Source organism: Paraburkholderia xenovorans LB400 (assembly GCF_000013645.1).
In the GTDB taxonomy this organism is placed as follows: Bacteria; Pseudomonadota; Gammaproteobacteria; order Burkholderiales; family Burkholderiaceae; genus Paraburkholderia; species Paraburkholderia xenovorans.
This window is the reverse complement of record NC_007951.1, coordinates 1,562,328-1,584,169: the sequence shown is the minus strand read 5'-3', so window position 1 is coordinate 1,584,169 and position 21,842 is coordinate 1,562,328. Positions and strand designations below refer to the sequence as shown.

At 61.6% G+C, this 21,842-nt stretch carries 19 protein-coding genes; 6 read left to right on the top strand and 13 right to left on the bottom strand.

The genetic code is table 11. From position 1 onward, the window contains the following. Positions 1-2: 2 nt before the first annotated feature. The gene (locus BXE_RS07095) at positions 3-896 is read right to left on the bottom strand and encodes a LysR family transcriptional regulator (protein WP_011487682.1); all 894 of its coding nucleotides are present in this window, start codon (positions 894-896) and stop codon (positions 3-5) included. Between the two features lie 152 nt (positions 897-1,048). On the opposite strand from BXE_RS07095, the gene BXE_RS07090 reads away from it, so the two are divergent. The 3 genes from BXE_RS07090 (at position 1,049) to BXE_RS07080 (ending at position 3,389) form a co-directional block, all read left to right on the top strand. Continuing rightward, positions 1,049-1,792 (top strand): SDR family oxidoreductase, encoded by a 744-nt coding sequence (locus BXE_RS07090; protein WP_011487681.1) that lies wholly within the window; start codon positions 1,049-1,051, stop codon positions 1,790-1,792. Between the two features lie 122 nt (positions 1,793-1,914). Beyond that, positions 1,915-2,811 carry an SDR family oxidoreductase gene (locus BXE_RS07085; protein WP_038458120.1) on the top strand — a complete coding sequence of 299 codons (897 nt, stop codon included), beginning with the start codon at positions 1,915-1,917 and terminating at the stop codon, positions 2,809-2,811. A 134-nt stretch (positions 2,812-2,945) separates the two neighbouring features. Further along, positions 2,946-3,389 carry a hypothetical protein gene (locus BXE_RS07080; protein WP_233518805.1) on the top strand — a complete coding sequence of 148 codons (444 nt, stop codon included), beginning with the start codon at positions 2,946-2,948 and terminating at the stop codon, positions 3,387-3,389. A 52-nt stretch (positions 3,390-3,441) separates the two neighbouring features. Here the strand turns inward: BXE_RS07080 and BXE_RS07075 are convergent, their stop codons facing one another. The 3 genes from BXE_RS07075 to BXE_RS07065 all read right to left on the bottom strand — a co-directional run bounded on the left by BXE_RS07075 (position 3,442) and on the right by BXE_RS07065 (position 7,053). Next, complete coding sequence (locus tag BXE_RS07075; protein ID WP_011487678.1) at positions 3,442-4,467, bottom strand: aldo/keto reductase; 1,026 nt, start codon at positions 4,465-4,467, stop codon at positions 3,442-3,444. An 87-nt stretch (positions 4,468-4,554) separates the two neighbouring features. Then, entirely contained in the window at positions 4,555-6,288 is a 1,734-nt protein-coding gene (locus BXE_RS07070; RefSeq protein ID WP_011487677.1) for a tetratricopeptide repeat protein, read from the bottom strand. Between the two features lie 201 nt (positions 6,289-6,489). After that, positions 6,490-7,053: a DUF4142 domain-containing protein gene (locus tag BXE_RS07065; RefSeq protein WP_011487676.1), complete on the bottom strand. Its 564-nt coding sequence runs from the start codon at positions 7,051-7,053 to the stop codon at positions 6,490-6,492. 412 nt (positions 7,054-7,465) lie between these two features. Here BXE_RS07065 and BXE_RS07060 point away from each other — a divergent pair, with 412 nt between their 5' ends. After that, entirely contained in the window at positions 7,466-8,446 is a 981-nt protein-coding gene (locus tag BXE_RS07060; protein ID WP_011487675.1) for a chemotaxis protein, read from the top strand. A 281-nt stretch (positions 8,447-8,727) separates the two neighbouring features. On the opposite strand, the gene BXE_RS07055 is transcribed toward BXE_RS07060, so the two are convergent. Both BXE_RS07055 and BXE_RS07050 read right to left on the bottom strand, forming a co-directional pair. Next, positions 8,728-8,982 carry a PAAR domain-containing protein gene (locus BXE_RS07055; RefSeq protein ID WP_011487674.1) on the bottom strand — a complete coding sequence of 85 codons (255 nt, stop codon included), beginning with the start codon at positions 8,980-8,982 and terminating at the stop codon, positions 8,728-8,730. Between the two features lie 34 nt (positions 8,983-9,016). Further along, complete coding sequence (locus BXE_RS07050) at positions 9,017-9,868, bottom strand: hypothetical protein (RefSeq protein ID WP_233518807.1); 852 nt, start codon at positions 9,866-9,868, stop codon at positions 9,017-9,019. Here BXE_RS07050 and BXE_RS47120 point away from each other — a divergent pair. Next, complete coding sequence (locus BXE_RS47120; protein ID WP_233518808.1) at positions 9,867-10,094, top strand: hypothetical protein; 228 nt, start codon at positions 9,867-9,869, stop codon at positions 10,092-10,094. The two genes, BXE_RS07050 and BXE_RS47120, sit on opposite strands and share 2 nt — an antisense overlap. Here BXE_RS47120 and BXE_RS07045 read toward each other — a convergent pair. From BXE_RS07045 to BXE_RS07020, 6 genes are all read right to left on the bottom strand, one after another. Continuing rightward, complete coding sequence (locus BXE_RS07045) at positions 10,076-10,927, bottom strand: hypothetical protein (protein ID WP_038456527.1); 852 nt, start codon at positions 10,925-10,927, stop codon at positions 10,076-10,078. The two genes, BXE_RS47120 and BXE_RS07045, sit on opposite strands and share 19 nt — an antisense overlap. A gap of 205 nt (positions 10,928-11,132) precedes the next feature. After that, positions 11,133-11,984 carry a hypothetical protein gene (locus BXE_RS07040; protein ID WP_038456529.1) on the bottom strand — a complete coding sequence of 284 codons (852 nt, stop codon included), beginning with the start codon at positions 11,982-11,984 and terminating at the stop codon, positions 11,133-11,135. A gap of 124 nt (positions 11,985-12,108) precedes the next feature. Next, positions 12,109-14,592 (bottom strand): hypothetical protein, encoded by a 2,484-nt coding sequence (locus BXE_RS07035; protein WP_011487670.1) that lies wholly within the window; start codon positions 14,590-14,592, stop codon positions 12,109-12,111. A 51-nt stretch (positions 14,593-14,643) separates the two neighbouring features. Continuing rightward, complete coding sequence (locus BXE_RS07030) at positions 14,644-16,821, bottom strand: type VI secretion system Vgr family protein (protein WP_011487669.1); 2,178 nt, start codon at positions 16,819-16,821, stop codon at positions 14,644-14,646. 506 nt (positions 16,822-17,327) lie between these two features. Continuing rightward, complete coding sequence (locus BXE_RS07025) at positions 17,328-18,416, bottom strand: asparaginase (protein WP_011487668.1); 1,089 nt, start codon at positions 18,414-18,416, stop codon at positions 17,328-17,330. A gap of 135 nt (positions 18,417-18,551) precedes the next feature. Continuing rightward, complete coding sequence (locus BXE_RS07020) at positions 18,552-19,481, bottom strand: LysR family transcriptional regulator (RefSeq protein WP_038456533.1); 930 nt, start codon at positions 19,479-19,481, stop codon at positions 18,552-18,554. Positions 19,482-19,606: 125 nt separating this feature from the next. Here BXE_RS07020 and BXE_RS07015 point away from each other — a divergent pair, with 125 nt between their 5' ends. Continuing rightward, a complete protein-coding gene (locus BXE_RS07015) occupies positions 19,607-20,518 on the top strand; it encodes a DMT family transporter (protein WP_011487666.1) in 912 nt (303 codons plus the stop codon). 34 nt (positions 20,519-20,552) lie between these two features. On the opposite strand, the gene BXE_RS07010 is transcribed toward BXE_RS07015, so the two are convergent. Continuing rightward, the gene (locus BXE_RS07010) at positions 20,553-21,800 is read right to left on the bottom strand and encodes a metal-dependent hydrolase family protein (protein ID WP_038456535.1); all 1,248 of its coding nucleotides are present in this window, start codon (positions 21,798-21,800) and stop codon (positions 20,553-20,555) included. Positions 21,801-21,842: the final 42 nt, after the last annotated feature.

Sequence of the window (21,842 nt, the reverse complement as noted above, 5' to 3'; positions counted from 1 at the left end):
CATCATGTTGCGGCCGTGGCAAAAATATCGCCCAGCCACTGCGCAAACACCCGTACCCGCGACGACAACTGCCGGTTCTGCGGATACAGCACGGATACCGGCATTGGCGGCGGCGGAAAGTCCGCGAGAATGATTTTCAGCCGCCCCGCCGCCAGTTCGGCGGCCACCCGGTATTGCGGCACCTGCACGATGCCTAGCCCCGAAAGCGCCGAGCCCGTATAGAGTTCGGTACCGGTCACCGACACCGCCGACGGCAGCACCATCGCCACCTCGCGGCCCGCCACGTTAAATTCGAGCGGCACGGCCTTGCCCGTGGCACTCGATACGTAATTGACCGCGCGGTGGGTGGACAGCGCCGAAGGATCGGCCGGCTCGCCATAGGCCGCGAGATACGCCGGACTTGCCACGGTGACTTGCGGAAGTTGCGCGACGCGGCGCCCCACCATCGACGAATCCTGCAGGTTGCCTGCCCGCAGCACGCAATCCACGCCCTCCCGCACCAGATCGACGAGCCGGTCATCTTCGCCGATGGTCAGCTCGATCTCTGGAAAGCGCGCGAGAAACGCCGGCAGCGCCGGCACCACGAAGTGCCGCGCCAGCGTGCCCTGCAAATTGACCCGCAACAGGCCTTTGGGCGCGAGATTCGAGAACGAGCCCTCGGCCTCCTCCATATCGGCGATCAGCCGCACGCAGCGGCGGTAGTATGCCTCGCCGTCATGCGTAAGCCGCACCGTGCGCGTGGTGCGTTCCAGCAGCCGCGCGCCGAGCCGCTGCTCCATGCGCTTCATCAGGTTGGTGACGGTGGCGCGCGGAATCTGCAGATCGTCCGAAGCGCGCGTGAAGCTTTGCCGTTCGGCGATCCGCACGAAAACGCGCATTTCTTCGAAACGATCCATGCGGGTGTGTCCGTTGGTGTCCGTTCTGGCGGTTTGTACGCCGATTATTAAAGCAAATGGAATGATGATGGCCAGTCTAACCCGATTATCTATGCACGGAAAGCGTCCATGATTCGACTCATCCACTCACCACACACACAAGGAAACGGATCATGAACGCCTCAATCAGCCAGCAAGTCGCTATCGTCACCGGCGCATCCCGCGGCATTGGCGCAGCGGTCGCGCAACGCCTCGCCAACGACGGCTTCGCCGTCGCGATCAACTACGCATCCAGTTCGACCGAAGCCGATGCGCTCGTCGCGAAACTCACGGCGGCCGGCGCCAAAGCCGTCGCGGTGAAGGCCGACGTGTCGAACGCCGGCGACGTGCGCCGCCTGTTCGAGATCACCGAACAGCAGCTCGGCAAAGTGGACGTGCTCGTCAACAACGCCGGCGTGCTCAAGACCACGCCGCTCGCCGACACCAGCGACGCGCTGTACGACCAGACCTTCGACATCAACGTACGCGGCACCTTCAACACCTTGCGCGAAGCAGCCGCGCGCATGAACGACGGCGGACGCATCGTCAACTTTTCGAGCACCACGCTGGCGCTGAACATGCCGGGCTACGCGATCTACAACGCGACCAAGGCTGCCGTCGAAGCCTTTACGCATGTATTCGCCAAGGAACTGCGCGGCCGCAACATCACCGTCAACGCCGTGGCGCCGGGTCCGATCGCGACGTCGCTGTTCCTCGACGGCAAGACTGAAGAACAGATCCAGACCTTCGCCAAGATGCCGCCGCTGCAACGTCTCGGCCAGCCGGACGATATCGCATCCGTGGTGGCGTTCCTCGCCGGTCCGGACGCGGGCTGGGTCAACGGTCAGATTCTGCGTGCCAACGGCGGCCTCGCCTGAGGTGAGTGACGTGAGTGACGTGAGTGACGTGAGTGACGTGAGTGACGAGCGGGATGCTCCGATGCGCATCTCGCTGGGCGGCCTTTGAAGGCCGCCTCACTTTCATCGAATCGGAGAAGAACATGCAGAAGAACGTCATCCTCGTGACGGGCGCCGGCACGGGCATCGGCAAACTGACCGCGCAGTCGCTCGCCGAAGCCGGCCACATTGTCTACGCGACGATGCGCGACGTAGAAGGACGCAACAAGCCGCGCGCCGACGAAATGCGTGCGCTCGCAAAAGCCAAAGGCATCCAGCTGCATCCGCTCGAACTCGACGTGCTGTCGCAAGCGTCGGCGGATGCGGCGGCCGCGACGATCGTCCGTGAACAGGGACGCCTCGACGTGGTGATGCAGAATGCCGGGCATCTGGTGGTCGGCCCCAGCGAAGCATTCACGCCCGAGGAAATGGTCAAGGTGTTCGACACCAACCTGTTCGGCGCGCAGCGCGTGAACCGCGCAGTGCTGCCCTTTCTGCGCGAACAGGAAGCCGGCTTGATGTTATGGATCAGCAGCACGACGACCAAGGGTGGCTTTCCGCCGTTCCTCGGTCCGTACGGCGCCGCGAAGGCCGCGATGGATTCGCTGGCGGTTTCGCTGGCCTATGAGATCGCGCGCTTCGGCATCGAAACCTCGATCGTCGTGCCTGGCGCGTTCACTCGCGGCACAGCGCACTTTCCGAGCGCCGGCAAACCCGCCGACACCGAGCGCGCCGCGGCCTACGCACGCTATGACGGCGTGACGGATCAGATCGGCGAGCGCCTGTCCGGACTGACGCCCGAGAACGCCGATCCGCAAGCCGTGGCCGACGAAATCGTGCGGATCGTCGGGCTGCCTTCAGGCGAGCGGCCGATGCGTTCAGTGATCGACTTTGTCGGCGACGGCGCGCGTGAAGTGCTCGAAGTGTCGGAGCGTGTGCGGATCGACTTCGCGCGGCGAATCGGCATGGCCGACTTACTCGAAGCACGGGTCCGGCGTTAAGCACGGCGGCGCGACATACCGCCATGAAAGCAGCCACGCTGATCGCATGCGCCATCCTGCTGCCGGTTCTGACGGGCGCATGCGAACCTCAACCTCAACCGTCCGACGCCTCAGTCACGACGAGGAGCACGACCATGAAACCCTCGGTCACTTACCTTCATTTGCTGAAACACACGCCGTTCTTTACCCGCCTCACGACCGATCAACTGCGATGGGTGATCGCCCACTCGCATGAATGGGAAGCGCAAGCCAGCGCCGTCGTCGCGCAATGCACGAACGACGCGACCACGGCTCGTGATCAGTCCATCTGGATTCTGCTGGACGGCGGCTGGCAGATCGAAACCGGACAAGTTGTGTTTGCGTCGGGCCACGCGAGCGCGGGCAAGTGGTTCAGCGCGGCGGTGGCGACCGGCACCTCGTGCCGCCTCGTCACCACCGAACACAGCTACGTGATGAAAATCGAACGCGCGGATTTCGATGCCATGCTCGCGCAAGGTTTTGCGTTCGGCCCGCATCTCGACGCCGGCCGCCGCTATTACAGCGAACTGTTCGCTGCCCCGGCCGAACTCGCGAAATAAGGTCGAACCGGAGCGCGTGTCATGCAGCGTGTCTACGAACGCAGGCGCTCGCTCACACCGCCTTCGGGTTGCGCTCCGCGAATCCTTCCTGATGCCAGTACGGATAAGCGGGACGCACTGCGCTCGCCGCGTCGAGTTTGGCCACCTGCTCGGGCGTCAGATTCCAGCCCACCGCGCCGAGGTTCTGGCGCAACTGTTCCTCGTTGCGCGCGCCGATCAGCACCGTCGAGACGGTAGGCCGCTGCAGCAGCCAGTTCAGCGCGATCTGCGGCACGGTCTTGCCGGTTTCGGCCGCGATCTCGTCGATCGCATCCAGCACGCGGAACAGATACTCGTCCGGCACAGGCGGCCCCATGTCGGCGGTTTTATGCAAGCGGCTCGAATCGGGCAACGGCTGACCGCGCTTGATCTTGCCGGTGAGACGCCCCCAGCCGAGCGGACTCCACACCACCGCGCCCACGCCCTGATCGATGCCGAGCGGCATCAACTCCCACTCGTAATCGCGGCCAACCAGCGAGTAGTAAGTCTGATTCGCGACGTAGCGCGGATAGCCGTAGCGGTCCGCCACGTCCTGCGATTTCATCAGATGCCAGCCGGAGAAATTCGACACGCCGGTATAGCGGATCTTGCCGGCGCGCACCAGATCGTCGAGCGTCGACAGCACTTCGGCGACCGGCGTTCTGGCGTCGAAACCGTGCAACTGGAACAGGTCGATGTAATCGGTTTGCAAGCGCTTGAGCGCCGCGTCCACCGCCTGAATCAGATGGAAGCGCGACGAGCCGACGCTGTTCGGCCCGTCGTCGAAACGGAAGGTTGCCTTGGTCGAGATGATCGCCTTGTCGCGCTTGCCCTTGAGCGCTTCACCGAGCACCGACTCGGACGCGCCGCTCGAATAGATGTCCGCGCTGTCGAACATGGTGACGCCCGCATCGAAGCAGATGTCGATCAGACGACGCGCCTCGGCGACGTCGGTCGCGCCCCACGCCTGGAAGAACTCGCCTTTGCCGCCGAACGTGCCCGTGCCGAAACTCAGTACCGGCACCTTGAAACCGGATGCACCCAGATGTCTGTATTCCATTGATGTATCTCCGTGGCTGAACCGTCGATAAACGGACGTTCAGTCTACGCGCGTCCGCGTAAATTCGCCGGAGCGGGAGCGCTATCTTTATCCGGAATGGGTGACGTTCGCAGCCGATGCGCTCAACGCAGCCAGCGCATCACGCGCGGCCTGCATCACACTATCCCAATCGCCCAGCGCAGGCTGCCTGAACAGCCTCGCGCCCGGATACCACGGCGTATCGGTGCGCTCCAGCATCCAGCGCCAGCAGGTGTCGAAGCGGTTCAGAATCCACACCGGCCGGTCGAGCGCGCCGGCCAGATGAGCCGTGGATGTGTCCACGGAAATCACCAGATCGAGGTTCGCCACCAGGGCCGCGGTGTCGGCGAAATCGTCCAGTTCTTCCGTGTAATCGACAATGCGGCCACCCCACTCGCCGCTTTTCAACTGCTGTGCAGCCGGTCCTTTCTGCAGGCTGAAGAACTGCACGTTGGGCACGTCGAGAATGGGCGCGAGCCGCTCGAAGGCGATCGAACGGCGCGCATCGTTCTTGCGAAGTTCCGCGACATGCGGCCGGTTTCCGCCTGCCCACACGAGTCCGACTTTCAGGTGCGTGTCTGCTTGCGCGTGAATCCGGTCGCGCCATTGGCGAGCCGCTTCGGCGTGCGCGTAGAGATACGGCGTGGCCGAAGGAATGCTATCGAGGTCTGTTTTGAATGCCAGCGGCAGACTCAGCAACGGACAGTGACAATCGAACGGCGGCAGCGCCTCGCCGGCTTCGATCAACTGGTCCACGCCGTCGAGCGTGGACATGAGGCGCATCAATTCGGGCGGCACTTCGAGCACGACCTTCGCACCGAGCTTCGACACCAGCGCGGCATAACGGCAAAACTGCAGCGTGTCGCCGAGGCCCTGCTCCGCGTGCAACAGAATCGTCTTGCCCCCGATCGAAAAATCCCCCAGCCAAAGAGGCTGTGCAAACACGCGCCGGCTTGCCTTGATCCGGCTGCGCTCCCAGCGCCACTCGTATTTCTGCCAGCCAGCTTCGAGGCGCCCCATTTGCAACAGACACAGCGACTCGTTCCAATGCGTCTCAGCCGCCGCGGGATTCGCGGCGAGTGCGCGCTCGTAACTCGAGAGCGCTTGCGCGTGCTGATTGAGATCGATCTGCGCGAGGCCGAGGTTGTTCCAGGCGTCAGCAAATGCCGGGGCCAATTCGAGCGCGCGACGGTAGCTGCGTTCCGCTTCTTCCGGCTGGTTCAGGTCGCTGAATGCGTTGCCGCGATTGCTCCACGCGTCGGGATAAGCCGGCTGCAACGCGAGCGCGTGATCACAACTGGCGAGCGCATCGGCGGGACGGCCGAGGTCGCGCAGCACGCAGGCGCGGTTGTTCCAGGCTTGCGCAAAATCCGGCGTCAGCGCAATCGCGCGATCGAAACTGGCGAGCGCGTCGAGCGGCCGGTTCAGGCCGGCTTGCGCGTTGCCGCGATTGTTCAGTGCGCCGGGAAATTTGGGCTGCAAGGCCAGTGCGCGTTCCGCACTCGCGAGTGCTTCGTCGAAACGCTGCAACGCGTTCAATGCATAGGCGAGATTCGAATGGATCGGCGCCTGTTTCGCGTTGACGGCAAGCGCCTTTCTGAGTAATTCGACGCCTTCCTGCAAGCGGCCCGCTTGCAACGCCAGCGCGCCCAGCAATTGCAGCGCGTCGAAATGACGGGGCTTGAGGTCGAGAATCTCGCGATAGAGTTCCTCGGCCTCGGCAAATGCGCCGTTCTGCTGAAGCGCGACGGCTTGCCGAAGCATAGGGTCCAGCCGTTGCGGCAGATTGACAGGCTTGCTCATGCGGACAGCTTCGATCGAATGCGCGTGAAGATAAGGGAGCTTTCGGAGTGCGTGTGGTGCGAAATCATGCGCGCGGCGGACCCGAAAGAGCGAAGCCGATTATCGCCGAAAACTGCGCATTTGATCTGACACGCGTCACGCCGCGGCGTGACGCGTGTCGAAGCGCTTGCTGTCTACTGCTTGCTGCTTGCTGCTTGCTGCTTATTGCGCCGTGCTGGATAGATGCTTGCGCTTAGCGAGATCCTGCGCCATCGCGTAATGCTCCTGGATAGTCGGCAACGCCTTCTTTGCCGCATCCTTCAACTGCTCGTCGCGGCCCGAAGCGATTTCCGCCTGGAATGCCGACAGTGCTTTCTGTTCGCCGGCGAGCGCGACCTGTTCGATATAGGCCTTGTCGAAGTCGGCGCCACGCAGGTTGTTGATGCTCGCGATCACGGCCGCGTCGGGATCGTTTTTCGGCACGTCGACACCGCGCGGGCTCGCCGCGCGCAGCGCGTCGGAGATTTTCGCGTTATCGGTCGAAACGCGTTCGGCGAAAGCCTTGACGTCGCGGTCCGTCGAGCGCGAGGTGGCGAGGCGCGCGGCGTCGCGTTGCGTCGCGACGGCTTTGGTGCCGTCCGCGATGAATGTCTGGTCGGCGGCATGCAAACGGCCGGCGTCCGCAGCGGGCGCCGCAGGAGCGGTTTGCGCGCTGGCCGCGGTGGCGGCGACGAACAGACCAGCCGCACAGGCACTGGCGAGGGTGGCGAGAGGCAAGCGGATCATACGTTCTCCTTGAGGTGGAAGCGAAACGACGGCAACGCGTGTGCGCCTCGGGGACCGTGCTCACTGCGCGGATACCTTGCAACCAGCTTGCAAGCCCCTGACTGCGCCACGCTTTAATCGCTGTGCATTCTAGGAGGCGCGCTTTGGACCATGTGATACGACGCTGTCGTTTCTGTAACCGCAGGTAACCTTCAGATGAATGCACCCATGCTTCCACATTGCGGCCGCCCTGTTCGCGCGGCTTGATGCCTCACGCTACGACTGCGTGTTAACCAGAGCATGCGAGGAAAAGAGCGTGGAATCGTTGAACTTTCTGCCGCTCGCGCCGATAACTGAAAGGTAGGGCACGCGCCAGAATCGAATGCGACGATTGCATGGCGCACCACACGCACCGCAATTCTGGAGAGATTCAATGGCCGTAGAAAACCGCGCGAGCGATGAACGCAGCAACCTGACGAGTTCCAACAAATTCGAGCTGTTGCTGTACCGGCTGGGCTCCGTGCCCGGCAGCGACGCGCACGAGCTGTACGGCATCAACGTCTTCAAGGTGCGTGAGATCTCGACGATGCCGGCGGTCACGCCGATCGCCGGTTCGTCGCCGTTCGTAATGGGCGCGGTGGATATTCGCGGGCAGATCATCCCTGTGATCGACCTGCCGCGACTGATGGGCTGCGAGCCCACGCGCGGTCTGAACATCCTGCTGGTGACGGAATTCGCGCGCTCGACGCAGGCGTTCGCGGTCGAGGAAGTCGACGATATCGTGCGGCTGGAGTGGAACCAGGTGTTGTCCGCCGAGGGCGCGGCAGGTGGCAATCTCGTGACGAGTATCGCGCGGATCGACGGCAATACGGGCGACTCGCGGCTCGCTCAGGTGATCGATGTGGAACAGGTGCTGCGTGATGTGTTTCCGTCACAGCATCCGAGTGTCGACCCTGCTTCCGTGGGAGCGGCGCTGGGCATTCGGCACGGCGCGAAAATTCTTGCCGCCGATGATTCCGGCTTCGCCCGCAAGCTGATCGAGCAGGCTTTGAGTGCTATTGGCGCCGACTTTGTGATGACCAAGACCGGGGAAGAAGCCTGGAATACTTTGCAGCAGGCTGCGCGGGAAGCTCAGTCCAATGGGACGCGGGTGAAGGATAGTATCGCGCTCGTTCTGACCGATCTCGAGATGCCTGAGATGGACGGGTTCATGCTGACCCGGCAGATCAAGGCGGATGAACGTACTCGTGATATTCCGGTCATTATTCATTCTTCTCTGACTGGGGCGGCGAATGAGGCGCATGTGAAGAATGCCGGGGCTAATGGGTATGTGGCCAAGTTCGCCGCTGCTGAGTTGGCGGATGCGATTCGGAATGCGCTGGGGGGAGTGGCTTTGGGTGAGGTGGTTGCTTGAGGGTTTGTTTGTTTGGGTTGTTTGGGTTGTCGGGCTGCATCCGCAGCGAGATGCGCGACGACGTGAAGTACAAACCCGGCAAGATGCAGTGATCTGAGGGCTGGACAAACGCGCGTCCAGTTGGCAAAGCCAGTGCATGTTCCGGCGCTCAGTCACAAGGCGCTATGTCGAGCAGCGTCCGACTTTCCGATCACTCGGGAAAGGGATCGTTTCAAGGTGCCGGTCCCAAACATGCCACGTCGCCGTGGCATGGTGCGGCTAAGGGGCGCTTCCGGTAGCGGTTAGTCGAGCAGCCAACCGTCGTCGCCCTCGATCAACGTGCCGCCATGACTGGTGGCGTCACCCATACGGGCAACCGCCTTGCCGCCGAACGTCGTTGACGAGCCACTCACGATAGTCGCGCCGCAACTTGTCATATCGCCGACGCGGGCAACCGGACGGCCGTTGACCGTCACACCATCGGAACCGGTCGTCACAGTGCCTATCCCATGCAGCGGACAGGAATGGCGATGCCCTACGAGAACAACAGGACGCATGAAAGTACCTCGGATCCAGGATAAGTAAGCTGCGTTATTGCGCGTTGGCCTGTTGGTGTTCGCCTATGTATTTCCATCTGAAGCTGAAAGGATCAACGCCCACGTCGCCAGGCAGATTCGGCAGCGAGTCGCCTTCGTTGGCGAAGACTTCGTGATAGCCGCCGAGGCGCTGGATGCTTGCGCCCGTCGCAGACCAGTAGCCTGTTGCGAGGGCGTAGTCTCCGGGGCGGGCGTATGGCATGGCTGGGAGAAGCTGGGTACGGGCATCCACTTCCCCGAGGTACTGGACATGCATTCCCCTTCTCGCCTCTTCATCGGTCGGCGCGTAGACCTTGAAATACAGACGGTTCGACGGTGCGTTGTCGGTGATCGGATATCTCATCCGGCCTTTGCCTCGTGCATCGGTTCCGTCAAGAACCTTGCGGACATCGATCCAGTCCAGTTGCGTCTGCCAGTACACGATCTCGTAGATATGGGTGCCCGGAAGGAACTGACTGTTCATGATGACGAACTCGCCTGGTCCATCGGAGGTCCAGCGCTCCTTTGCCTTCACTACGTTGACATAGAGCATGATCTCCTCATCCCGAGGGGCGGCCACATACGGGACGACATCGGTGTTCTGCGGTGGCGCGGGCAGAATCTCCTTGCCCTCGGAATACAAACGGGTGGCAGGTCCGTTCGGAGTTGGCATACCCGTCCACTTAACGTCTTCGTTGCTCGGATTTATGTAAGCGAGGTAGTACCTGATCTTCATGCTGTTAGGCCGGGAGATCACGTCATGAAGCCTGATCTGGGTAATCAGCGGATTCTTGACCCAACCCACCCGTTCATCGGGCACAACGTCCGTCTGGTTAGCGCTCTGAGTTGAGGTCTGATCGTCCGTCATGGAACTGACCGTCGTTTGGGTCGGTAACGGGGCGGCTTGCGACGATGAAGAGGCGAAGTATGCGAACGCCGCGACCAGTCCTCCCGTCAGAACAGCGGACCGCACACTCCTCATCACCCAATGGTCAGGCCTCATCCTTCGCGCTCTCGATAAAAAATGCAATGTCCCGGCATTCGCCAATGCCCGGCTGTTAATGCCGACCCGACGTTATCTCACCGTGGCCTGACTGTGTTCGCCCATGTACTTCCACCTGAAGCTGAAAGGATCGACGCCCATGTCGCCAGGCAGATTCGGCAGCGAGTAGCCTTCCTTGACAAAGACTTCGTGATAGCCGCCGAGATGCTGGATGCTTGCGCCAGTCGCGGACCAGTAGCCTGTTGCCAGTGCGTAATCTCCAGGGCGCGCGTATGGCATGGCTGGGAGAAGCTGGGTACGGGCATCCACTTCCCCGAGGTACTGGACATGCAACCCCCTTCTCGCCTCTTCATCGGTCGGCGCGTAGACCTTGAAATACAGGCGGTTCGACGGTGCGTTATCGGTGATCGGATACCTCATCCGGCCTTTGCCCCGCGCGTCGGTGCCGTCAAGAACCTTGCGGACATCGATCCAGTCCAATTGCGTCTGCCAGTACACGATCTCGTAGGTGTGGGTGCCCGGAAGGAACTGGCTGTTCAGGATGACGAACTCGTCCGCCACTTCTCCATCCCAAATCTCATGGGGTTTCATAAAATAAGTAGAACGCGCTATGTCTTCATCCCTCGGAGCGGCCACATACGGTACAACATCATTGTTCTCTGGTGGTGCCGGCAGAATCTCCTTGCCCTCGGAATAAAGTCTCATGACGGGACCATTCGGAGTGGGCCTGCCTGTTGTCTTGACCTCTCCTTCGCCCGGATTTATGTAGGTGGTGCGATACCGGATTTCCAGATAGTCATGGCCAAAGAGCACTTTCGATAACCTGATCTGCGTAATCAGCGGATTCTTGACCCAACCCACCCGTTCATCGGGCACAACGTCCGTCTGGTTAGCGCTCTGAGTTGAGGTCTGATCGTCCGTCATGGAACTGACCGTCGTTTGGGTCGGTAACGGGGTGGCTTGCGACGATGAACAGGCGAAGCACGCGAATGCCGCAGCCAGCCCTCCCGTCAGAACATCTGACCGCACACTCCTCATCACCCGATAGTCAAGCCTCATCGTTCGCGCTCTCTAAAAAAATCAATGTCCCGGCATTCGCCAATGCCCGGCTGTTAATGCCGACCCGACGTTATCTCACCGTGGCCTGACTGCTTTCGCCTATGTACTTCCACCTGAAGCTGAAAGGATCAACGCCCACGTCGCCAGGCAGATTCGGCAGCGAGTCGCCTTCCTTGACGAAGACTTCGTGATAGCCGCCGAGGCGCTGGATGCTTGCACCCGTCGCTGACCAGTAGCCTGTTGCCAGTGCGTAGTCTCCGGGGCGCGCGTATGGCATGGCGGGAAGAAGCTGGCTGCGGGCATCCACTTCCCCGAGGTACTGGACACGCAGCCCCTTTCTCGCCTCTTCATCGGTCGGCGCGTAGACCTTGAAATACAGGCGGTTCGACGGTGCGTTGTCGGTGATCGGATATCTCATCCGGCCTTTGCCCCGTGCATCGGTGCCGTCAAGAACCTTGCGGACGTCGATCCAGTCCAGTTGGGTGTGCCAGTACACGATCTCGTAGATATGGGTGCCCGGAAGGAACTGGCTGTTCATGATGACGAACTCGCCTGGTCCATCGGAGGTCCAGCGCTCTTTTGCCTTCACTACGTTGACATAGAGCATGATCTCCTCATCCCGAGGGGCGGCCACATACGGGACGACATCGGTGTTCTGCGGTGGCGCGGGCAGAATCTCCTTGCCCTCGGAATACAAACGGGTGGCAGGTCCGTTCGGAGTTGGCATACCCGTCCACTTAACGTCTTCGTTGCTCGGATTTATGTAAGTCAGGTAATACCGGATTTCCAGATAGTCGGGGTCAAGGACTACTTTCGATAATCCGATCTGCGTAATCAGTGGATTCTTGACCCAACCCACCCGTTCATCGGGTACGACACCCGTCTGGTTGGCACTCGGACCTGAAGTCTGATTGTCTGTCATGGAACTATCCGTAGTTTGGGTCGGTGACGAAATGGCTTGCGATGTTGAGGAGGCGAAACACGTGAACGCCGCGACAAGCCCCCCTGTCAGGACAGCAGACCGGATACCCCTCATCACCCGATGGTCAGGCTTCATCCTTCGCGCTCTCGATAAAAAATGCAATATTCTCGGCGTTTGCCATTGCACGGTTGGGTGTGAACTCAGCCAGCACCCGTGCCGCTCTCGCTCCATAAGCCGTTTGCTGATTGAAGTGATAGGGGTCCGCGACCGTAGCCGCCAGTTCGATCTTCTGATCATTCGCGTGAGCAGTGTTCCGAAGGTGCGCGACTTCGTGCAACTGGACTTCCATTCGATTCTGGTCAATCGGATTGGCGAGGCTGAACGCCCGGAAGAACGGCCCGTACTCGCATCCAATGTTGATATATTCCATCTGGAAGCCTGATCTGGCCGGCACGAGCGGTTTGTCAGGAAGTACCCCGGCAAATACGTAGGCTCCAGCCCGATACCCCAACGCGCCCTTGACCACTCGCTGCATCGAGATGTGTTTGAAAAACTCCCTCATGCCTTTCAGGTATTTATAAACATGATGGCCGGCTAGCGCTGCGGCAAGGGTTCCATGCAGCGATTCAGGTGATGCCACGTCGTTGGGCGTGATGCCAAACCAGTATTCGAAGTTGGACCAAAAGTCGGTATGCCTGACATTGTGGATGGTATGCAGGGTTGCATATTCCCGAATGACGGCAGAACGCGCGGGCGGCGGGAGCGGCATGGCGGCATCCTCATGCGCCCACGGCTCAAGCTGTTTGAGACGCTTCTCGATTAGCTTCAGCCCGGTGTTCCAGCTTTTCAGGATTTCCAGCTCAAACGCTTCCTCCGAAAGCGTGGCGTCCGTCGCCAGGCATTCGCGCATCTGCGCGAGGAACCCAACAGGATGGAAGTGCCAGTTTTTTGGGTCCATTGATGTTGATAGCGGAGTCCCGTTCGTAGCGTTCCGGCCGTCGTTCATCACGCCTGCGTCACGCCAGAATTGCTGGCTCTGAACGTCCGAGAGAAACGCGTTGAACTGATCGTCTGTCAACTGCGGAAGCGGCGGATGCGCGCCCGTCTGTAGCTTCTCATAACGCGTGCTGTTGTGGTCGCTATCCCATTCCGTGTGGAATCGGATCGCCGTGGTGCGCAGGATCGCATCCACTCCTTCAGCGTGCAGATCTTCCAGACTGAGGCTTGCCGAAGACTTGTGCGCTGCGGTCACGATGGCCTGCATCACTGCGTCGTCATCCTCCACAAAGCCGTCGTCGTGCGTGTTCAATTCACTGTCCTCATACGTCTGCCAGCCCCGCGCAATCCAGTCGCTGTCAGTGGTCAGTGTGACCCACGCATCACGTACAAAGTCCCGCCCGTCGGCAGCGGCACCCTCTTGACGGGCATAAGCGTAGTAGGTTTCACCGTCCATGCCATATAGCTTGAAACAGATCAGCTTGTTCAAGGCAGCGGGCTGCAACCCGTCAGTCGCGCAAGGGATCGCCGAGATAAAACACGAACCCGACGGAAACAGCTTCATGTCGGGCGCGGATAGAGTTGCGATAAGCCTATCGAGCTTCTTGCGAGCCAGTCTCGCATTCCTAGTCAACCAAACCTTCCCCATCCCATCACCTTTCGTCCCATCCACATAGTCCTGACGCGATGAAATAGGGTTCTGGATATCCAGCGGCGCCAGCGGCTTCATCGGCTTCACCAGCGCATTTTTCGACGTAAATATCTCGAAGTGAAAGCTGTCCGACACCGCGCCAAGATTGCCGTCGGTGATGCCGGGATAACCGATCACCTGTCCAACCCGCACCGGATACCGGCAGACCTCGGCACGTCCAACCGGCAACCACTGTTTCTCCGACGGATGACATGCATACAGCCATGCAATGGGATAGCCCAGCCGGATCTTCTGCGAGGGAGCCAGCGCCACGCGAGGCTCGACGTCAAGATACATGCGCTCGATCCACCCCTCCCGACTTGCATAGCTATTGATATCCGTCACCCTGACCTTGACCATGCGATGACCGTCGTCAATGACCGCCGTCACCGTCACTTCGTCGCCACGCAATGCGCTGACCGGAATCGCAGCGCCCCCGGTAGTGAGAAAGGGCGGCAGGACCGCTTTCGTCAGCAGACCCTTCTGCGGCAGCAGGTTCGCATAGAGCGAATAGAAGTGTGCGCCGACGTAGCGGTCAGTCACATGATTGGTCGCTTCAAACTCATGGCGAATCAGCACGAAACTACCGCTGAACAGACGAGGCTGCCTTGTCGATCCAGGCGTCCCCATTCTGTTCAGCCAGTCCAGCGAGCTTTGCTGGTAAGCCGGATCCAGCCGGTACGCAACAATGGTGCCGTTGGCTACGGCGCGCACTGGACCCTTGCCGGCAAGATGAACGCCACCATGCCAGAACCGGTTCTGCCCCACCGGGAATACACCACCGGCCATATGCTTTGCCAGATCGATATATTTGCGCACCAGCGCCGGCGTAGTCAGCGCCGCATTCGCGGACTGCGGATAAGGCGGCGCGGGGGGAGCGCTGTAATACGGATCGTCTTCGAGCGGGAAAGTCACAATCATGAAGCGGAATTCCTTGAGGAAGATAGTCAGGCCGTGCTACGCGGGCACCGGCTAGCCGGAAAACGGGAAAAAGTCGGGTGTGAACGTGCATTGCCGGACCTCTGAGCGCATGTCCAGCGAGTTCTCGACCCAGCCCGTGCTGGCGTGAACCGGTCCCTTCAGCAGAATCCTGACCGCTTCCAGCGTGATGCCATGACTGTCGAGCGTGATCTTTCCGGCCGGGCCGATGATTTCAGCAGCTTCGCCGGCCTGTAGCTGATAGATGGGGGTGTGGCGTTTAATGGCCTGTCCCGCCTCGATCTGGTGATGTCCCTTCACCGTATGCGCGACGTGACCACCCGTGTTGATCCGGAAGTCGGCCCCGATTGTGTCCTTGCGGTTGTTGCCGATATCCTCAATACGATCCTTGCCTATGCGCAGTTTGTGATCGCGCCCGACAGAGAGATGCGCATCGTTGCCTATGCTGTGGCGGCGGTCCTCACCGATATCAACCTGCTCACCGCGCCCCACCTTTTCAGTGCGGTCGTGGTCAATCGTGGTGGATTCGTCATGTCCGACCGTTCTCGTGCGGTCGTGTCGTACGGTATGCGACTCATCGTGCTCGACCTCGGTACGCATGTCGCGCTCGGCCTGCAGCCATAGTTCCTCCGCGCCTTCCTTATCTTCAAAGCGGATCGCGTTGGCTGTGCCATAGTGGCCTTTCATCGAGCGCGAGAGCATGCCGCTTTGCGTCGCGTTGCCCGGCAACTCCCACGGCGGCATGGAGGCGGCATTGAACACGCGCCCCGTCACGATGGGCCGGTCGGGATCGCCATTCTCGAAATCGACGATCACCTCCTGACCCACGCGCGGTATGTTCACGCCGCCGAAGTTGCTGCCCGCCCACGGATACGACACCCGCACCCAGCACGATGAGTTCTGGTCGTTCACGGGTGAATGGTCCCAGTGAAACTTCAGCTTCACCCTGCCGTATCTGTCGGTCCAGATTTCCTGGCCGGGCGGCCCCGTCACGATCGCGGTTTGCGGTCCGGTGGTGCGCGGCTTCGCCACCGTGCGGGGTGCGCGGAACATCGTGGTGGCCGGCTGCACCTCGAACGTCGTGTCGATGCGGTATTGACCCGCGCCCGTTTGCTCGCCGGTTTCTTCCGCCAGCAGCTTCGCGCCGATTACGAGGTACTCCCGGTTTGCCGCCTCCTGCGGGTAGCCCGCGAGCGTAAAGGTCGTGCCGCACACCACGTTGCGCAGATGCCCCCTGCCCGTGGCACGCTCACCCAGCGCGCGGATTTCCTCCATGCGCACGCGCGCGAACTGCGCGCCGTCTTTCGCATCCGTATAGTCGCCCGGCCATTCGTAGACGCTCAGCCGGTTATGCGCTGTCTTCTGCGGCAGCGCGTTCTTTACCGCCAGATCCGCGCCCGGTTGCGTGAAGTCGAAGTCGTCGGTCGTCCAGACGCCCGACTGGATGCAATCGGTCGTCTGGAATTCCTCGATGTACTCGCGGTCGATCTTGTGTCCCGGCGGGTAGTACCACAGCGTCTGGTACGCGAGACTCTCCACGGGTTTGTGCGCACCGAGATTGTCGACCAGCACCATGCGGTGAAAACTCCTGCTGTGCTCAAAGAACCAGTAGATGCCGTGTTCGGCCATCAGGCGCTGGATGAAAGCGAAGTCCGACTCGCCGTACTGAACCTGATAGACCAGGTTCGAATACCTGCCGCCCAGACGCTTGACGTAGGAGTAGAGATAATTGCTCTTGAGCACCTCGTCGATGATCTCGACGACTGTTTTGTTCTGGAAGATCCGGTAGTCGGTGCGCCGCTCGGCAAGCACGATCCACGGCTGCATCTTCAACCGGTAGAGATACTGGCGGTTCAACTGGCTCACCAGACTCGCCGCGGTCACAATGCCGCTGATCTCACGCATGCCGGCGCCGAAATTCGCCGCGCCACTGGCGCCGGCCATACCCGGCACGAACGTCCCCATGCCGTCGAGCTGGATGGTGACCGTCAGTTCCCCGCCGATCATCTCCTTCAGGTCGAAGTTGGCGGCCGTGCTGTCCGGCAGCAGCGGATCGACGGGTGTGACGAGGCTCAACTCGTATTCGTAGATCGTCGACAGGGTTTCCTCCCCTGCGATGGTGCGTAGCTGCAATGCCGGCTCGCCGTCGGGCAAGGTCGGCAGCGTCGCGCCGCTGACCGTCAGGGTGCGTCGCGTTACGAAGTTCAGCATATGCCGTACCCATGCCGTGCAACCGGCTCTCCGCAGGTGTCGCTGGACGCGTCGCGCTTACCGCGTATCACCAAATGCATTATCTTCAACCCTCTCATTCTGCTAGTCATCCTAATTATTTTTATTAAAACCAAGATCGTTGATGTCGTTGATTAAACGCGTATCAGCTTCGTGCAGTAGTTGGCAACGGCGTGACCAGGAGAATGCCAGTAGCGAGGACGTAATGTCTCCCGGCCGGCCGCCCGTGCTCGCAGACTTGGCCCGTCACGTTGTGACGCAAACCTGTCTGACCCCAGTGCTCATATCGGGTTGATAGCCAGCCTCATTATCAAATCCACAGTTTCTGGCGTATATAGGAGCACTGTAAAAATTGGTCACATGATAAATAGATAGGTGATCCGCATAATCACCAATTCTTGTGCGATCTCTGTCCGCGCACATTCCGCCTCATCGACAAGGCATTTATCCTTCGACAGCGCTACGCGCGCCGTCGCGGTCGCGGCAGCTCACTCGGCCCCCAACTCCGCTGCCCGTTCAAGCGAGACCGAAAAAGTCATTCGGCTCGTCTCAATACCCATCGTATTCAACATCCTCGGTGTATGGAACGCCGCCAGTTTCGCGCGTTGCTCCGGCGTGCCGATGTCCAATAACACCAGCAATTCCGCGACCACCGCATACAGCACGCCGACATTGCCGTCCTCGATTTTCACGGCAATGCCCAGCGCGCCGTTCGCGCCCGCCTTCCCGGTTTGCTCCGACGCCCGCACGCCTATCGCATAGCTGCCGTCCGCGCCGACCTTGCCGACCAACGCCCCCTCGAAGGCTTGCATCAACAGCGTGCAGAATCGGCCTTCCCCCGCCACCAGTTCCGGATAGGTCGTCATTGCGCGGTAGATTCGTGCAAGCGCTGCCGTGCGCGGCGTGGCGGCCGGCCTCGTCGACACTTCGTCCTCAGCGGCGGCCAGCTTCGCAAACAGGCGCGCGAGGCGATCGAGCGGAAAAGCCGGCGTCGGCAGATTGCAGCCGTCCGTGGCCCATTGCACTGCGCCGTCGGGTAAATCGCATACGTCCGCAACCGTGTGCTTTACGCGCACCTGCAATGGATGATCCGGTCGCTCATAACCGGCAATCGCCGCGCCGATCGACTGCGCGCCGGCCAGCATGCCCGCGTGCTTGCCGGAGCAGTTGCTGCACACGGCGCCCGGCTTGAAGTCGCGCTTGAGCCAATCGACGTAGACCGTGTCGGACAACGGCGGATGCCCGCCGCAACGCAAGTCGGCTTCGCTCGCCCGCGCCTTGGCCAGCATCTGCCGCGCGCGTTCGATGTGGCGCGCCTCGCTGCTGTGCGAGGCGCACATCAGCGCAAGATCGGCTTCGTCGAAACCGAAACGCTCCAGCGCGCCGGTTTCCACCACCGCCAACGCTTGTGCGGGCTTCGCCGCCGAGCGCGCCAGCGTCACGCGCGACGGGTCGCCGAACGACGCCAGCAGGCGCCCGTTGGCGTCGACCACCGCGACGTGCGCCAGATGCGTGTTCTCGATCGAATCGCCACGATAGACAGTGGCCGCAATCGGCCCGTTTGCACAGAAGCTCATACCAGTTTTCCTCATGATCGGTCTGATCGTTGATGACATTGAATCGTGGATTACGCGGGCGACTCTACGTTCTTCTGGTCTGCGAACTAACCGCGCGAAGCTATTCCGCGCCATTCGCCACGCATGCTGTCGTTCTCACGCCGTATCGAGCACGTCATGTAAATGCTCGACGAGGTAGTCGATCAACGCCCTCACCTTCGGCGGCAGGAAACGGTTCGGCGGATACAGCAGCCACACCGACCCCACGTATGCGCGCGCTTCGAGATTCCAGTCCGGCAGCACCTGTACGAGTTCGCCGCCCGGCAACCACTCGGCGGCGGCAAACTCCGGCACGCACGCAATACCGAAGTCCTGCAGCGCGGCTTCGAGCCGTGCGCCGGCGTGATTCGCAATGTAGCGCCCCTTCACGTCGACACTCTGTGTCTCGGTGCCGCGGCGAAAGCGCCAGCGGTTGTCGTCGGCCGTCTCGCCGAGATAGATGCATGCGTGTTTCAGCAGATCGCGTGGCTGCGCCGGCGTACCGCGCTCGCGCAAATACGCCGGCGACGCCACCAGCAGCCAGCGCACCGCGCCCAGCCGGCGCCCCGCGAGACCCTGCGGCGGATGCTCGGTCAGGCGGATCACCAGATCGATACCGTCGGCGAGCGGATCGACGTCGCGATCGGTGAAAAGGAGTTGCAGGTCCACCTCGCCGTAAGCGCGCAGGAAGCCGGGGATCAGCGGATGAATCACGGACTTCGCGAACTGGGTCGGCGCGCTGACGCTCACCTTGCCCTGCGGCTTGCCGGCCAGTTGCCCGGCCGCATCGACCGCGCCCGACGCGGCGCTCACCATGTCGCGACAGAATCGCGCCACCTGTGCGCCGGATTCGGTGACCCGCACCGTGCGCGTGGAGCGTTCGAGCAAACGGGTTGCAAGCGCGTCTTCGAGCCGCTTGATCTGGCGGCTGACCGTGGACGGCGTGCTGCCGAGTTGCCGCGCCGCCACCGAGAAATTGCCGGCATCGACGACGCGCGCAAACACCGCCATGTCCGGCAGCAAGGCGAAAAGCTCCGTTGGGGTCATCGTGGGATTCCGTGAGTGCGACCAGTCTATTGATGCATTCGCAACATAAACGCTGTGCGCCATGACCCGATTATCATGCATCGCGCAAAGCTCGACAATACGGACTTTCTAACTCGAGGTTCGCCATGTCGAAACAGGAACGCCTGCTCATGCTGTCCGATCTGATGCTGCTTGCTGTCGCCGTGGTGTGGGGCACCAGCTACGGCGTGGTCAAGAGCGCACTGGTCTTTTATCCGGTGCTGGGTCTGCTTGCGTTGCGCTTCGGCATCACTTTCGTGATCCTGTCGCCGGCTCTGCGCCACCTGCGCGCGGCCGACGCCCGCACACTGCGCGGCGTGCTGATCGCCGGTGCGCTGCTTCTGGGCATCTTTCTGTGTGAAACCTTCGGCATCCTGATGACCCGCGCGGCTAACGCCGCGTTTCTGATCAGCCTATGCGTGGTGCTCACGCCGCTCATCGAATGGTTGCTGCTCAGGCGCAGGCCGAGCCGAATCGAATGGCTGGCCGTGGCGCTGTCCCTGCTCGGCGCGTGGCTGCTTGCCGGCGACGGCGCACTGAGCTTCAACCCGGGCGATGCGCTGATTCTGCTGGCCGCCCTGCTGCGCGCGTTGACGGTGTGCGTGACCAAACGCGTCATGCGCGATTCGGCCCTGCCGCCTTTGTCGGTGACGGCGGTGCAGTCGGGCGTGGTGGCGTTCGGCAGCGCCGCGGCCGCCTGGTGGTTCGCGCCGCAACAGTGGCAACCGTTGCCGTCGATTGCCGGACACGCGGCGTTCTGGGGCTATGTCGGCTATCTGGTGATTGCGTGCACACTGTTCGCATTCTTCGCGCAGAACTTCGCGATCAAGCGCAGCAGCCCGACACGCGTCTCGCTGCTGATGGGCAGCGAACCGGCGTTCGGCGCGGTGTTTGCCTGCCTCTGGCTGGGCGAACGAATTTCGGTGACCGCGTGGGTGGGCGGAGCATTGATCGTCGCGGCATCGATTCTGGCGACAGTGCGATGGACCGCTCTGCGCGTGAACACCGCGCGGGCCTGAAGCAACGACCCGCGTCAAACCACACGCGCCTCGATCAGCGCGACGCGACGCTGCCTCGCTCGCTCACCACTTCGCCTCGCTGAAATACGTACTCGATGCGCTCGCCCTGCCCGGTCAGCACGCCGATGTCCGTGAGCGGATCGCCGTCCACCACGAGAATGTCGGCAATCGCGCCGGCCTTGATGACGCCCAGCTTGCCGCTCAGATCGACGATATCCGCGGCGATCGTCGTGGCTGAACGCAAGGCTTCCAGATTGCCGAGCACGTCGGCGCGAATACGCAATTCGTCGCTCTGGAACGTGTGCATTTCGCCGAGCAGGTCGGAACCGAAACCCATCGGCACACCGGCATTCGCATAGATCTGTAGCGAGTCGCGCCCCGCTTGCCGCACGGTTTCGACCTTGGCGATCGAGTCGGCCGGCAAACCATAGTCGGCGCCGTGTTTGGCCAATGCGTCGTACGTGACCAGCGTCGGTACCACGAACGCGCCATGTTCGCGCATCAGCTTCGCGGCGGCTTCGTCGACCAGGTTGCCGTGCTCGATGGTGCGCACGCCGCAGCGAATCGCCCGCGAGATGGCGCGGCCCGTGTACGCGTGCGCCATCACGTAGGTATTGGCCGCCTCGGCTTCGGCGACGATCGCGCGGATTTCGTCCTCGGAATACTGCGTGTTGCCGATCGGATCGGTCGGCGAGGCAACACCGCCCGAGGCCATGATCTTGATCTGCGTGGCGCCTTTCTGAATCTCTTCGCGCACGGCGAGCCGCACGGCATCCACGCCGTCGACCACGCGCGCAATCGCGCCGGCCCGAAAGCAGCACGAGCACGGTTCGAGCATATCGCCACGCGGACGGAAATCGCCGTGGCCGCCCGTTTGCGAGAGCGCCTTGCCCGACGGGAAAATACGCGGGCCCGGAATCAGACCGCTCTCCAGCGCCTGAGTCAAAGCCCAATCCGCGCCGCCCGCATCGCGCACACTCGTAAAGCCGCGGCCGAGCATGGCCTTGAGAATCGGCAGCGCGCGAATCGCGGTGAGAATGTTCGGCTGCGTCGCGTTCGTACCGAGGTTCGCGCGCGAAGCCAGCACGTGCACATGACAATCGATCAGCCCGGGCATCACCGTTTTGCCGCGAGCATCGATTACGCGCGCGTTGGGCAGATCGACGGGACGATCGGTGACTTCGACGATATGGCCGTTTTCGATCACGACGTACTGATGCTCGAGCAACACGCCCTGGGCCAGATCGAGTACGTTGCCGCCGCTGATTACCGTAATGCTCATTGATATGTTCCTGACTTGATGAGGAAATGCTTCCGGCCAATA